The organism is Agromyces italicus DSM 16388, from assembly GCF_000421545.1.
Classification (GTDB): domain Bacteria; phylum Actinomycetota; class Actinomycetes; order Actinomycetales; family Microbacteriaceae; genus Agromyces; species Agromyces italicus.
Genome location: NZ_ATXF01000008.1, coordinates 140,245 through 153,696 on the forward strand (window position 1 = coordinate 140,245; position 13,452 = coordinate 153,696).

Consider the following 13,452-nt stretch of genomic DNA (forward strand, 5'->3'; position numbering starts at 1 on the left):
AATCGAGCTGTGCCCGTGTACCGAGATGAAGCCGTCGTGCTCCGCACCCACAAGCTGGGCGAGGCCGATCGCATCCTCACACTGCTCACGCGCGAGCACGGCAAGGTGCGCGCCGTGGCGAAGGGGGTGCGCCGCACGGGTTCGAAGTTCGGCGCCCGCCTCGAACCGTTCATGGTGGCCGATCTGCAGCTCTACGAGGGCCGTAGCCTCGACATCGTGAACCAGGCCGAATCGCTCGGCTCGTACGGAGCCCAGATCACGCAGGACTACGCGGCGTACACGGCGGCGAACGCGATGGTCGAGGCCGCCGACAAGCTCACCGAGTCGGAAGGCTCGTTGCAGCAGTACCTGCTGCTCGTCGGCGCCCTCCGCTCGCTCGCCCGCGGCGAGCACGGGGCGGGCCTCACGCTCGACTCCTACCTGTTGCGCGCGCTCGCCCTCGCCGGGTGGGCACCGAGCTTCGGTGACTGCGCGCGCTGCGGTCGCGCCGGCGAGCACACGGCGGTCGTCGTGCAACTCGGCGGCGTCGTCTGCGACGACGAGTGCGCGCCGCCGGGCACTCCGCGCATCCAGCGCAGCACCGTGGCGCTGCTCGGCGCGCTCCTCTCGGGCGACTGGCCCCTCGCCGAGGCGGCCCCCGAACGCGACCGCAACCAAGCAAGCGGCATCGTCGCCGCCTACACCCAGTGGCACCTCGAACGAGGTCTCCGTTCGCTGCCGCACGTCAGCCGCGAGGCATCCGCCCCGCACCCCGCCCTCTGAGGAAGCTGTGACACCGAAGCCCTTCACCCACCGCGACGCCGTGCCCTACAAGCCGCTCGACTGGACGGGCGTGCACCCGCCCGCGTTTCCGAAGGGCGCGGTGCCCGAGCACGTCGCGATCGTCATGGACGGCAACGGCCGCTGGGCGAACCAGCGCGGGCTCACCCGCATCGAAGGCCACAAGGCGGGGGAGGCGGCGCTCCTCGACGTCGTCGCCGGCGCGATCCAGGCCGGGGTGAAGCACCTCTCCGTGTACGCCTTCTCGACCGAGAACTGGAAGCGGTCGCCAGAGGAGGTGCGCTTCCTCATGGGCTACAACCGCGACGTGCTGCACCGCCGCCGCGACCAGCTCAACGAGTGGGGCGTGCGCATCCGCTGGGCCGGCCGCAGGCCGCGCCTCTGGGCCTCGGTCATCAACGAGCTGCAGTTCGCCGAGAAACTCACCGCAGGCAACGACGTGCTGACCCTCACGATGTGCGTCAACTACGGCGGGCGCAATGAGATCACCGACGCCGTGCGCTCGATCGCCGACGATGTCGCGGCGGGCCGGCTGCGGCCCTCGGCGGTGAGCGAGAAGCTCATCGCGAAGCGGCTCTACGTGCCCGAGCTGCCCGACGTGGACCTGTTCGTGCGCTCCTCGGGCGAGCAGCGCACCTCGAACTTCCTCCTCTGGCAGTCGGCGTACGCCGAGATGGTGTTCCTCGACACGCTCTGGCCCGACTTCTCGCGCACCCAACTGTGGGAGGCGATCGAGATCTACGCCCGCCGAAACCGACGGTTCGGCGGGGCGATCGACGCCCCGACGGTCAGCGGCTGATCGAATCGGGGCTAGCGCCGACGCATCCGGTTGGCCGCACCCGCGAAGAGCGTGTGGGCCAGCGGCAGCGCGGAGCAGGCCATCAGCGTCCAACCGAGCACGGGATTCGCGCTGAGCAGCAGCACCCCGCCGATGAGGAGCGCCGCGAACAACACCGCCGACATGATCCGGCGGGCGACCCCTTCCAAGCGGTCGAGGCGCCGTTCGAGCCGCGACGTGTCGAACGACATGCGGCCCTGATCCGCCTTCGTGATGAGCGCATCGACGCGTTTCGGCATGCCCCAGAGGATCCCGGCGCTCGTCGCCGCCTGGCCGAGGAGCTCGTGCGCGACGTCGCCGCGCTCCTCATTCAGGAGTTGCGTGGCGTAGGGTTCGACGGCGTCCCACACGTTGAACTCGGAGTCGAGCGAGCTGCACATGCCCGAGGTGAGCGCCATCGCCCGGATGAGCAGCAGAAGGTGCTCGGGCAGCTGCAGGGGCAATGAGCGCATGACGTCGCCGAACTCCACGCCGAAGTCGCGGAATTCGCGCGGATCCACGTCTCTGAGCTGGGCGAAACCCATTCCGCCGAAGCGTTCGAACAGCTGCGTGAGCGCCCGCTCGAGCGCAACGGTGTCGGCCGAGGGCATGAGCACCCCGATCTCCTGGGCGGCGCCGATCATGCCGTGGCCGTTGCGCGAGGCGACGGCGATGACGAGCGAGCGGAGTCCGCCGCGGAGTTCGTGCGGAACCTCGGCCATCATGCCGAAGTCCACGAAGGTCAGGCGCCACGCGATGTCTCGAACAGATGCAGACGCCGACTTCGTGCCGGCGGCGGCGGTGCGCGGCAGCGGCGTGACGAAGATGTTGCCGGGGTGCGGGTCGGCGTGCACGAATGCGTGGGTGAACACTTGGTCGAACATGACCTCGGCGAAGACGGTTGCGACCTCGCCGGGGGAGATGCCGGCGGCGCGCAGCGCGTCGGTGTCGTTGATCTTGATCGCGGTGACGTCCTCGAGCGTCAGCACCCGCCGGGTCGTGCGCTCCCACGCGACCGCCGGCGCGTACACGCGCGGCTCGTCGGCGAACGACTCCGCGAAGCGCTCGGCGTTCTGGGCCTCGTGCAGGTAGTCGATCTCCTCGTGGCTCGTCTGCGCGAACTCCTCGACGAGGGCGGGGGCGTCGACGTGGTCGGCGACGACCCGCACTCGTCGCAGCCAGCCCGCGACGCGGCGGAGGGCCGCGAGGTCGACCGCGACGATCTGCTCGATGCCGGGGCGCTGCACCTTGACGACGACCTCGTCGAGCCCGGTGTCGGCGGCATCGCTCGCTGAGAGCCGGGCGCGATGCGCCTGCCCGAGCGAGGCCGCCGCGACGGGGATCTCGTCGAACCGGGCGTACACCCGGTCGAGCGGGGCGCCGAGCTCGGCCTCGGCGAGCGCGCGGATCTCGGGGAACGGCACCGCCGGCACTTCGTCTTGGAGGCCCGCGAGCTCGGTGGTGATCTCGGGCGGCAGCACGTCGAGGCGGGCGGAGAGGAATTGCCCGACCTTGATCATGAGTCCGCCGAGCTCGACGGCGAGGGCGCGGAACCGCGACGCGAGCGTCCGCATCCGTCGTTCGCGCGAGCGATCGGCGACCCCGCCGAGACCGAGCCTCGGCAGCACGAGCTCGAACCACCAGATCTGCACGAGCTGACGCGCCGCGAATCCAAGAATGCGGCGCGAGCGGGCGCGGTGGGCACCATCGGTCATGCCGTCATCCTCTCGCGTCGAGACGGATGCGGCACCCGGTGCGGCACCCGATCAGCCCTCGGCGAGGATCGTGTAGAGCCGGCGCCGCGCCTCGTCGAGCGCGGTCACGGCCTGCTGGATCTGCTCTGGCGACCCGCTGCGGCCGAGTTGGGCCGCGGCGGCGGCGAGTTCGACGCCCGCCTTGGAGAGTGCTCGGTGGGCGCCCCCGCCGACGGCAGGTGACGCCCAGGGCGCCGGCCGGTCGGCCGCCGCAGCGGCTTCGTCGCGGCCGGCCTCGGTGAGCGAGTAGGTCTTGCGCCCCTGCGTCTCGTCGGCGACGATCAGCCCTTCGTCGGCGAGGAGCTGCAGCGTCGGGTAGACCGAGCCCGCGCTCGGCTTCCACGAGCCGCCGCTGCGCTCGTCGATCTCCTGGATGATCTGGTAGCCGTGCATCGGCTGCTCGGCGAGCAGTGCCAGCACCGCCGCGCGCACGTCGCCGCGCGCCATTCGCCGCATTCCGGGTCGCTGGTCGAACGAGGAGCGCAGCTGCTCCATCGCCTCCCAGATCGCGGCGCCCGGGTTGCCGGGTCCCGTTCCGCCGAAGCCTGCGCCGCCGAATCCGCCGTTCGGGCGATTGCCGTTCATGATGACCTCCCGCGATCCGCGAACGATACTCAACGATATATCGCTATCCCGCGGAAGTGAAGGTCAGCCGAAGCCACGCCTCGGCCGCGCGCGGGTGCCGCAGCCGCACGACCTCGAGCCCCGGAATCCGGGCGGCGGCCTCCTCGACGAGGGCCGCCCGGGTGCCGTGCGTGCGCCACGCCCAGCGCACGATGTGCTCGGGATCGGTGAGGATCGTGTGGAGCGGCGGCTCGACGTTGCCGTTCCAGAGCTCCTCGCGACGCAGCCGACGACGCACCGTTCGCGCGATCACCTGTCGCATCACCCGCGTACGCGAGTAGTCGAGGAACACGAGCAGCTGTGCGCGCTCGGCGAGTCGGTCACGCACCGGTTCGTACTGCCACTCGGTCACCCACCCGGCCTGCGCCGTGAAGGCGTCGACCTCGTCGACGAAACTCGGCCGCGGCGTCCAGTCGGGGCCGTGATAGAGGGCGTCGATCTCCTGGTAGGGCAGCCCGGCGGCGTCGGCGATGCGGCGCGCGAGCGTCGTCTTGCCCGCACCGCTCGCCCCGGCGACGAGGATGCGACGCGGCGCGGCATGGGCGGCGGCGGAGTCGGGCACCCGCACACCCTACTGCGTGCTACTCGACCGAGAGCCCCGGCACGAAGCAGACATCGCCCTCGCAGACCATGGCCCCGGCGTCGCCGGGCAGCATGGTGAACGGCGAGCCGGATGCCACGGGCAGCGCGCCGCCCGACGACGGCGCCTCGAACGGGGCCGAGCCCGCGGCATCCACCTCGATCTCAGGGCTCACGCGGCCGCTCCGTCGCGCTCGCCGGCGACCTGGGTGAGCACCTGGCCGAAGACCTCGGCCGGCTGCGCGCCCGAGACGCCGTACTTTCCCTCGAAGACGAAGAACGGCACGCCGTTGATGCCGTACGCCCCGGCCTGCGCGATGTCGGCCTGCACGTCGGCGGCGTAGCGGCCCGACTCGAGCGCCTCGCGGGCGGCGTCGGCGTCGAGTCCAGTGTCGACGGCGAACCCGACGAGCTCGTCGATGCGGTTCACGCGACCGCCCTCGACGAAGTAGGCCTTCAGCAGGCGCTCCTTGAGCTCGAGCTGCTTGCCGTGCGCCTTCGCGAAGTGGAGCAGTTCGTGCGCCTTCAGGGTCTTCGTGTGCGCGACCTTCTCGAAGTGGTAGTCGAGGCCGGCCTTCGCAGCCACGCCCGTGACGTGGTCGAGCATCTGCTCGACGCGCTCGACGGGCATGCCCTTGCGCTCGGCGAGGTACTCGACGGTCGACCCCTCGAAGTCGAGCGGGGTGTCGGGCGAGAGCTCGAAGGAGTGGTACTCGATCTCGACGTCGGGCGCGTCCTCGCCGAGCGACGCGAGGCCCTCTTCGAAATGGCGCTTGCCGATGTAGCACCACGGGCAGGCGATGTCCGACCAGATGTCGATCTTGATGGGGGAGGTCTTGATGGGCGAAGTCACGATGGAGTCGAACGCATCGGGTGCGCCGGGCATTCCCGGGTCTCGATACGCTTCGCTACTCGACCACCGAGCTCACTCGGGGTCGCTGAGGTCGGCGACCGTCGCGTCGAACGCCGCGATGAGGGCATCGGCGTCCACGAAGAGGCTGCGCCCGTGCTCGCCCGCGCCCATCGAGACGCGCCGGCCGACGACGGTCTCATCGACGAACACCGGCCACGGGGTCGTCGAGCCGAGCGGCGTGATCGTGCCGCGCTCGTAGCCCGTCGCCGCCAGCGCGCGCGAGGCGTCGGGCAGTTGCAGCTTGTTGACGCCGACGAGGGCGCGCAGCTTCGGCCAGCTGATCTTGCGCCCGCCCGGCACGAGTGCGAAGAGGTACGTGTCGTCGCTGCGCTTCACCACGAGCGACTTCACGATGTCGCCGGGCAAGATGCCGAGGAGTTCGGCGGCCTCCTCGAGGCTGCGCGCGGCGGGGCGCTCGATGATCTCGACGTCGAGTCCGCGCTCCGCTGCGTCGGCCCGAACCCGCTCGGCACCCGTGGGTTCCGCCATCTCGTCCTCCCCAAGGTCGTCTTGCAGTGAATCCTAGGCTCGCACGCCGGCATCGGGCGAGCGCGCCCCGATCTCTGGGAGAATCGACGGTGATGTCCACAACCACCACGCTTCCCGCAGGCCCGCTCGCGATCGGCGGCATCGAGCTCGACGTGCCCGTCGTGCTCGCGCCCATGGCCGGCATCACGAACACGGCGTTCCGCCGGCTCTGCCGCGAGTTCGGCGCGGGCCTCTACGTCTCCGAGATGATCACCTCGCGCGCGCTCGTCGAACGCACGCCCGAGTCGATGCGCCTGATCACGCATCACGAGTCCGAGACGCCGCGCTCGATCCAGCTCTACGGCGTCGACCCGAAGACGGTCGCCGAGGCAGTCACGATGCTCGTCGCCGAAGACCGGGCCGACCACATCGACCTGAATTTCGGATGCCCCGTGCCGAAGGTCACCCGCAAGGGCGGGGGCTCCGCGCTCCCGTGGAAGACGGGACTGTTCCGCGACATCGTCGAGGGTGCGGTGCGCGCCGCCGGCGACATTCCGCTCACGGTGAAGATGCGCAAGGGCATCGACGCCGACCACCTCACCTACCTCGAGGCGGGCCGCATCGCCGAGGGCGCCGGCGTCTCGGCGGTTGCGCTGCACGCGCGCACCGCAGCCGAGTTCTACTCGGGCCAGGCCGACTGGTCGGCGATCACGAAGCTCAAAGAGACGGTGACGAGCGTGCCGGTGCTCGGCAACGGCGACATCTGGTCGGCCGCCGACGCGCTGCGCATGGTCGACGAGACGGGCTGCGACGGCGTGGTCGTCGGTCGCGGATGCCTCGGGCGCCCCTGGCTCTTCGGCGATCTCGCGGCGGGGTTCCGGGGCGAGCTCGCGGCGGGCGACGAGGGGCTGTTCCGGCCGTCGCTCGGGCAGGTCGCGCAGACCTTCCGGCGGCACGCCGAACTCCTCGCCGAGTTCTTCGACAGCGAGGAGCGCGGCTGCCGAGACATCCGCAAGCACGTCGCCTGGTATTTCAAGGGGTACCCGGTCGGCGGCGACCTGCGGGCGCGCCTCGCGACCGTCGAGTCGCTCGCGATGCTCGACGACCTGCTCGGCACGCTCGACTGGTCGATGCCGTACCCGGGCGAGGGCGCCGAGGGGCCGCGCGGCCGAGCAGGCACGCCCAAGAACCCGACGCTTCCCGAGGGGTGGCTCGACTCGCAAGAGCTCATCGGCCACGACCGGGTGACGCTCGTCGACGCCGAGCTCGACACGAGCGGCGGGTAAGCGCGTGGCAGATCGACTCTTCGGCGGCTATGAAGCCGTCGACACCGAACGGATGCTGCCCGAAGAGCACTCCTCGCGCCGCAGCGATTTCGCGCGCGACCGCGGTCGATTGCTGCACTCGAGCGCGTTGCGGCGGCTCGCCGCGAAGACGCAAGTGCTGAGCCCGACCTCGGGGCTCGACTTCGCACGCAATCGGCTGACCCACTCGCTCGAGGTCGCCCAGATCGGGCGCGAACTCGCGTCGAACCTCGCCCTCGACCCTGACGTCGTCGACACGGCCTGCCTCGCGCACGACCTCGGCCACCCCCCATTCGGTCACAACGGCGAGAAGGCGCTCAACGACTGGGCCGCCGACATCGGCGGCTTCGAGGGCAATGCGCAGACCCTGCGCCTGCTCACCCGGCTCGAGCCGAAGTTGTTCGGCGACGACGGCCGCAGCTACGGCCTCAACCTGACGCGGGCGAGCCTCGACGCGAGCTGCAAGTACCCGTGGCCCGAGGCGACGGGCGTCGCCGACCCCTCGGGGCGGCAGAAGTTCGGCTTCTACCACGACGACGTCGCGGTATTCGAGTGGCTGCGGGCGGGGGCGCCCGAGCGGCGGCTCTGCATCGAGGCCCAGGTGATGGACCTCTCCGACGACATCGCGTACTCGGTGCACGACTTCGAGGACGCGGTCGTCGGCGGCTACATCGACGTCGCCGCGCTCGGCGCACGGGCCGACCACGACGAGCTCGTGTCGTCGATGCACGAGTGGGTCGGCGGCGCGATCTCGCACGACGAGCTCATCGCGGCATTCGACCGGCTCGACTCGCAGGGCGGGTGGCTCGACGAGTGGACGGGCAGCCGACGCGACCAGGCCAAACTGAAGAACCTGACGAGCCAGCTGATCGGCCGCTTCGCGCATGCGGCGACGGAGGCCACGCGTGCGGCGTTCCCGCTCGCGAGCCTCATCCGCTTCGACGCCGACGTCGTCGTGCCGCGCGAGATCCAGGCCGAGATCGCGGTGCTGAAGGGCATCGTCGCGGCCTTCGTGATGTCGCGCAACACGCGTCAGCCGATCTACCTCCAGCAACGGCTGGTGCTGGGCTCGCTCGCCGACGCGCTGTACGCGAGCGGCGACGAGCATCTCGACGCGGGCTTCGCCGAAGACTGGGCGGCCGCGACCGACGACGGCGCCCGCAAGCGGGTCGTCGTCGACCAGGTCGCGAGCCTCACCGATCAGTCGGCGCTCAGCTGGTACGAGCGGCTCGTGCAGCGCTGACCGCGGTCGGAGCCCGAACCGACGGCGCCGAACCACACCCGGCCTGCCCAGTGAACGATCGACCGAGATTAGGATGTGAGCATGGCGGGCCGAATTCGACAGAGCGATGTCGACGAGGTGAAGGCCCGCACGAACATCGCCGACATCATCGGCGATCACGTCAGTCTGAAATCGGCCGGAGTCGGCTCGCTGAAGGGGCTCTGCCCATTCCACGACGAGCGCAGCCCGAGCTTCAACGTGCGGCCCGGCGTCGGCTACTACCACTGCTTCGGCTGCGGCGAGTCGGGTGACGTCTACACCTTCCTCCAGCGCATGGACCACGTCTCGTTCACCGAGGCGGTCGAGCGGCTGGCCGGTCGCATCGGCTTCGAGCTGCACTACGAAGACGGCGGGCAGGCGCCCGACCACGGCAACCGTGCGCGGCTGCTCGCGGCGAACCAGGCCGCGGCCGAGTTCTTCGTCGACCGTCTCGGTTCGCCCGAGGCCGAGGTCGGCCGCCGGTTCCTCGGCGAGCGCGGTTTCGACGCCGAGGCCGCCCGTCGCTTCGGGGTCGGCTTCGCCCCGAAGAGCTGGGACGCACTGACGAACCACCTGAAGTCGAAGGGCTACTCGACCGAAGAGCTCAGTGCCGCGGGCCTCGTCTCACAAGGCGACCGCGGCGTCTACGACCGGTTCCGCGGGCGGCTCGTCTGGCCCATCAGGGATGTCACGGGGCAGACCGTCGGCTTCGGGGCGCGGCGCCTGCTCGACGACGACAAGGGCCCCAAGTACCTGAACACCCCCGAGACGGCGGTCTACCACAAATCGCAGGTGCTCTACGGGCTCGACCTCGCCAAGCGCGACATCTCGAAGACGCACCGCGTCGTCGTCGTCGAGGGCTACACCGACGTCATGGCGTGCCACCTCGCCGGTGTGACGACCGCGATCGCGACCTGCGGCACGGCGTTCGGCGTCGACCACATCAAGGTGCTTCGACGCGTGCTCGGCGACGACTCGGGGGTCGGCGAGGTCGTCTTCACCTTCGACGGCGACGCCGCCGGCCAGCAGGCGGCGATGCGGGCCTTCGCCGAAGAACAGCGCTTCGCGGCGCAGACCTTCGTTGCGGTCGCCCCCGACGGCCTCGACCCCTGCGACCTGCGGTTGGCGCGCGGCGACGGTGCGGTGCGCACTCTCGTCGATTCCCGCACGCCCATGTTCGACTTCGTGATCCGGCACACCCTGAATCGCTACGACCTCGAGACGGTCGAGGGGCGGGTCGGTGCGCTGCGAGCGGCGGCGCCCATCGTGGCCGACATCCGCGACGCCTCGCTTCGGCCCGGCTATACCCGCGAGCTTGCGCGGATGCTCGGCATGGAGCTCGCCGAGGTCACCCGTGCGGTGCGCGGCGCCGGTGGGGGAGGCCGGGGCCGCACGCCGGCCCTGGCGCAGAACGCCCGCGGCGAGGCATCCGCATCGTTCACCTCGAACGCGGGGGATGCGCCCGCCGAGCGCCCGTTCTCGATCGCGAACCTTCCGAACGACCCGTCGACGCGGCTCGAGCGCGACGCCCTGCAGGCCATGCTGCAGTTCCCCGATCGCGTCGGCGATGAACTGCTCCGGCACGCGGTCGACTCGCGATTCGGCGACGCGACGCTCGCGGTCGTGCGCGACGGCATCGCCGCGGTGCTCGGGTCGACCGATCCGAGGCTGCGCGTCGATCGGGTCGTCGCCGAGGTGCCCACGCCGTTCGCCGGGGTCGTGCAGCAGCTCGCGGTGCTGCCGGTGCCGCAGCGAGGCGACGCCGAGCTCGAGGCCTGGGTGCGCGGCGTGGTGAGTTCGCTCATCGATCGCGAACTCCTCCGCCAGAAGTCCGAACTGCTCGGTCGGCTGCAACGCGTGTCGACCGGCGATCAGGCGACCTTCTCGGCCCTGCAGCGGGCCCTCGTCGAACTCGAGCAGGAGCGCCGGGCGCTTCGCGCCGACTGACGGAATCCGTCGCCCCGCGTCGCCCCACGACGATCCATTGCGCGCAAGGTTGCAGATCGGTAAACATTGCGCCGTTCGACGGCACCTCCCTGCATGACTCCGGAACGGTGTGCTACCTCTGAGTGATACGAGAACGCGCCGTGGAAGCCGCGGTGCGCTTCAGTCCTGACAGGAAGAGGTAGACGGATATGACATCCGCAACCAAGAACGGCCGTCGCGCGCTCATCGCGGCAGCCGGACTCTCGGCGGCCGCACTCGTGCTCGCCGGCTGCTCGGCCGGCGGCGGCGACGGTGACGACGCATCGGGCGGTTCGATCACGGTCGGCACGACCGACAAGGTCACGACGCTCGACCCGGCCGGTTCGTACGACAACGGTTCGCTCGCCGTGCAGACGCAGGTCTTCCCGTACCTGCTGAACACCGACTACAACAGCACCGACGTCGTGCCCGACCTCGCCGAGACGGCCGAGTTCACCGCGCCGACCGAGTACACGGTCACGCTGCCCGCGGGCCTCAAGTGGGCGAACGGCAACGACCTCACGTCGTCCGATGTGAAGTTCTCGTTCGACCGTCAGCTGAAGATCGCCGACCCGAACGGCGCATCGAGCCTGCTCTACAACCTCGAGAGCGTCGACGCCCCCGACGACACCACGGTCGTGTTCCATCTCAAGGCCGAGAACGACCAGGTCTTCCCGCTCATCCTCACGAGCTTCCCCGGCGCGATCGTCGACGACGAGGTGTTCGACGCCGAGGCGCTCACCGCCGACGATGACATCGTCGAGGCGAAGGCCTTCGGCGGCCCATACCAGATCAAGAGCTACGACTTCAACAACCTGATCTCGTTCACGAAGAACCCCGAGTACCAGGGTCTGCTCGCCGAGGCATCGACCGACACGGTCAACCTGAAGTACTACGCCGAGTCGTCGAACATGAAGCTCGACGTGCAGGAGGGCAACATCGACGTCGCCTACCGCAGCCTGTCTGCGACCGACATCGAAGACCTCAAGGGCAACGACGAGGTCGAGGTCGTCGACGGCCCCGGCGGAGAGATCCGCTACATCGTCTTCAACTTCGACACCCAGCCCTTCGGCGCGAAGACCCCCGAGGCCGACCCGGCCAAGGCGCTCGCCGTGCGGCAGGCCGTCGCCAACCTCATCGACCGCGAAGAACTCGGCGAGCAGGTCTACAAGGGCACCTACACGCCGCTGTACTCGTACATCCCGGCGGGTCTCGCCGGTGCGGTCGAGCCGCTCAAGGAGCTCTACGGCGACGGTGCCGGTGCACCCGACGCCGAGAAGGCCAAGGCGGCCCTCGAAGACGCCGGGGTCACCACCCCGGTCGAGCTGAACCTCCAGTACTCGAACGACCACTACGGCCCCTCGTCGGCCGATGAGTACGCCCTCATCAAGGATCAGCTCGAGGCCGACGGCCTGTTCACGGTGAACCTGCAGACCACCGAGTGGGTGCAGTACTCCGAAGACCGCGTCGCCGACGTCTACCCGGCCTACCAGCTCGGTTGGTTCCCCGACTACTCCGACGGCGACAACTACCTCACGCCGTTCTTCCTCAAGGAGAACTTCCTCAGCAACCACTACGACAACCCCGAGGTCAACGACCTCATCCTCGAGCAGGCGGTGACGACCGACCCGGCCGCCCGCACCGCGATCATCGAGGAGATCCAGGAGAAGGTGGCGGCCGACCTGTCGACCGTGCCGTACCTCCAGGGTGCGCAGGTCGCGGTGACCGGCACCGACATCGACGGCGCCATCCTCGACGGCTCCTTCAAGTTCCGCTTCGCCTCGCTGACCAAGGGCTGAGCAGCCTGAGCGACTAGAGTCGCTTGCAGACCGGAACGGGTGGCCCGCTCTTCGTGAGCGGGCCACCCGCATTCGAGCCACACCCCTGATTGGCGAACATTGACCTCAACGACGACGGCCACCACCGGCGCTGATCCTGTCCGAAAGCGATCCACGAGATCCTCGGGCGGCAGCCTCGGCCGCTACATCCTCATCCGTGCACTGCTCATCATCCCGACGGTCTTCATCCTGGTGAGCGTGGTGTTCCTCCTGATGCGCTCCACCGGAGACCCGATCACCGCGAAGCTCGGTGGCCAGGTGCCGCCCGACCAACTCGCCGAGCGCATCCACGAGGCCGGCTTCGACCGCCCACTCATCGTGCAGTACCTCGAGTACATGGGCGGCGTCTTCACCGGTGACTTCGGCATGACCATCACCGACAACCGGCCGGTCACCGAGGTGCTGTTCACCTACGGCAGCGCCACCGCCGAACTCGCCTTCTACGCGCTCCTCGTCGCGTTCGCGGTCGGCATCCCCTTCGGTCTCATCGCGGCGTACTTCCGCGACAAGGGCCAAGATGCACTGCTCCGCGTCTTCGCGATCCTCTGCTACGCGACGCCGGTGTTCTTCGCGGGTCTGCTGCTGAAGCTCGTCTTCGCGGTATGGCTCAAATGGCTCCCGGTCGCCGGCCGCGCCTCGACGGGGTCGACGATCGAGATGGAGTTTCTGCCCAACAAGACGGGCTTCTACACGATCGATGCGATCATGACGGGCGACCCCGCGGTGCTCGGCGACGTGCTCGCGCACGCCGTGCTCCCGGCGATCGCTCTCGGCCTGCTCACCGCGGGCGTATTCCTTCGACTCGTACGCACGAACGTCATCGGCACGCTCGGCACCGACTACGTCGACGCGGCCCGCTCGCGCGGGGTGGCCGAGTCGCGGCTGCTGCGCAAGCACGCCTACCGACCGGCGCTCATTCCGATCATCACGGTCATCGGCCTGCAGATCGCGCTCCTCCTCGGCGGCGCGGTGCTCACCGAGACCACGTTCGAGTGGAAGGGCCTCGGCTTCCAGCTGGTCGAGTACATCCAGGCGCGCGACTTCGTCGCCGTCCAGGGCATCGTCGCCCTGCTCGCCGTCATCGTGGCGCTCACGAACTTCATCGTCGACATCATCGCGGCGCTCATCGACCCGAGGGTGAGGTACTGA

At 69.7% G+C, this 13,452-nt stretch carries 13 protein-coding genes; 7 read left to right on the plus strand and 6 right to left on the minus strand.

The window, feature by feature from the left end; all coding sequences use genetic code 11:
• The first annotated feature begins 9 nt into the window (after nt 1-9).
• Nucleotides 10-762 (plus strand): DNA repair protein RecO, encoded by a 753-nt coding sequence (gene recO / locus H516_RS0113165; protein ID WP_022890182.1) that lies wholly within the window; start codon nt 10-12, stop codon nt 760-762.
• A gap of 7 nt (nt 763-769) precedes the next feature.
• A complete protein-coding gene (locus H516_RS0113170) occupies nt 770-1,579 on the plus strand; it encodes an isoprenyl transferase (RefSeq protein ID WP_022890183.1) in 810 nt (269 codons plus the stop codon).
• Between the two features lie 11 nt (nt 1,580-1,590).
• Here the strand turns inward: H516_RS0113170 and H516_RS0113175 are convergent, their stop codons facing one another.
• Genes H516_RS0113175 through H516_RS0113200 form a run of 6 tightly spaced genes read right to left on the minus strand, consistent with a single transcriptional unit; the run spans nt 1,591 to nt 5,956 of the window.
• Nucleotides 1,591-3,312, minus strand: coding sequence for an ABC1 kinase family protein (locus H516_RS0113175; protein ID WP_022890184.1), 1,722 nt, complete (start codon nt 3,310-3,312; stop codon nt 1,591-1,593).
• 51 nt (nt 3,313-3,363) lie between these two features.
• Nucleotides 3,364-3,936: a PadR family transcriptional regulator gene (locus tag H516_RS0113180; protein ID WP_022890185.1), complete on the minus strand. Its 573-nt coding sequence runs from the start codon at nt 3,934-3,936 to the stop codon at nt 3,364-3,366.
• A 43-nt stretch (nt 3,937-3,979) separates the two neighbouring features.
• Nucleotides 3,980-4,537 (minus strand): P-loop NTPase family protein, encoded by a 558-nt coding sequence (locus H516_RS0113185; RefSeq protein ID WP_026378756.1) that lies wholly within the window; start codon nt 4,535-4,537, stop codon nt 3,980-3,982.
• Between the two features lie 19 nt (nt 4,538-4,556).
• Nucleotides 4,557-4,730 carry a hypothetical protein gene (locus H516_RS22205; RefSeq protein WP_157432256.1) on the minus strand — a complete coding sequence of 58 codons (174 nt, stop codon included), beginning with the start codon at nt 4,728-4,730 and terminating at the stop codon, nt 4,557-4,559.
• Nucleotides 4,727-5,440, minus strand: a complete 714-nt coding sequence (locus tag H516_RS0113195) for a DsbA family oxidoreductase (protein WP_022890188.1) — start codon at nt 5,438-5,440, stop codon at nt 4,727-4,729. The genes H516_RS22205 and H516_RS0113195 overlap by 4 nt, the downstream gene beginning before the upstream one ends.
• Before the next feature lie 39 nt (nt 5,441-5,479).
• Nucleotides 5,480-5,956 (minus strand): aminoacyl-tRNA deacylase, encoded by a 477-nt coding sequence (locus H516_RS0113200; RefSeq protein ID WP_022890189.1) that lies wholly within the window; start codon nt 5,954-5,956, stop codon nt 5,480-5,482.
• Between the two features lie 92 nt (nt 5,957-6,048).
• Between H516_RS0113200 and dusB the strand changes: the two genes are divergently transcribed.
• The 5 genes from dusB to H516_RS0113225 all read left to right on the plus strand — a co-directional run bounded on the left by dusB (nt 6,049) and on the right by H516_RS0113225 (nt 13,452).
• Entirely contained in the window at nt 6,049-7,221 is a 1,173-nt protein-coding gene (gene dusB / locus H516_RS0113205; protein ID WP_022890190.1) for a tRNA dihydrouridine synthase DusB, read from the plus strand.
• Between the two features lie 4 nt (nt 7,222-7,225).
• A complete protein-coding gene (locus H516_RS0113210; RefSeq protein ID WP_022890191.1) occupies nt 7,226-8,482 on the plus strand; it encodes a deoxyguanosinetriphosphate triphosphohydrolase in 1,257 nt (418 codons plus the stop codon).
• An 81-nt stretch (nt 8,483-8,563) separates the two neighbouring features.
• On the plus strand, nt 8,564-10,447 hold the full coding sequence (gene dnaG, locus H516_RS0113215; RefSeq protein WP_026378758.1) for a DNA primase: 1,884 nt from the start codon (nt 8,564-8,566) through the stop codon (nt 10,445-10,447).
• Between the two features lie 188 nt (nt 10,448-10,635).
• Nucleotides 10,636-12,264: an ABC transporter substrate-binding protein gene (locus tag H516_RS0113220; protein WP_022890192.1), complete on the plus strand. Its 1,629-nt coding sequence runs from the start codon at nt 10,636-10,638 to the stop codon at nt 12,262-12,264.
• Nucleotides 12,265-12,363: 99 nt separating this feature from the next.
• Nucleotides 12,364-13,452, plus strand: coding sequence for an ABC transporter permease (locus tag H516_RS0113225; RefSeq protein ID WP_022890193.1), 1,089 nt, complete (start codon nt 12,364-12,366; stop codon nt 13,450-13,452).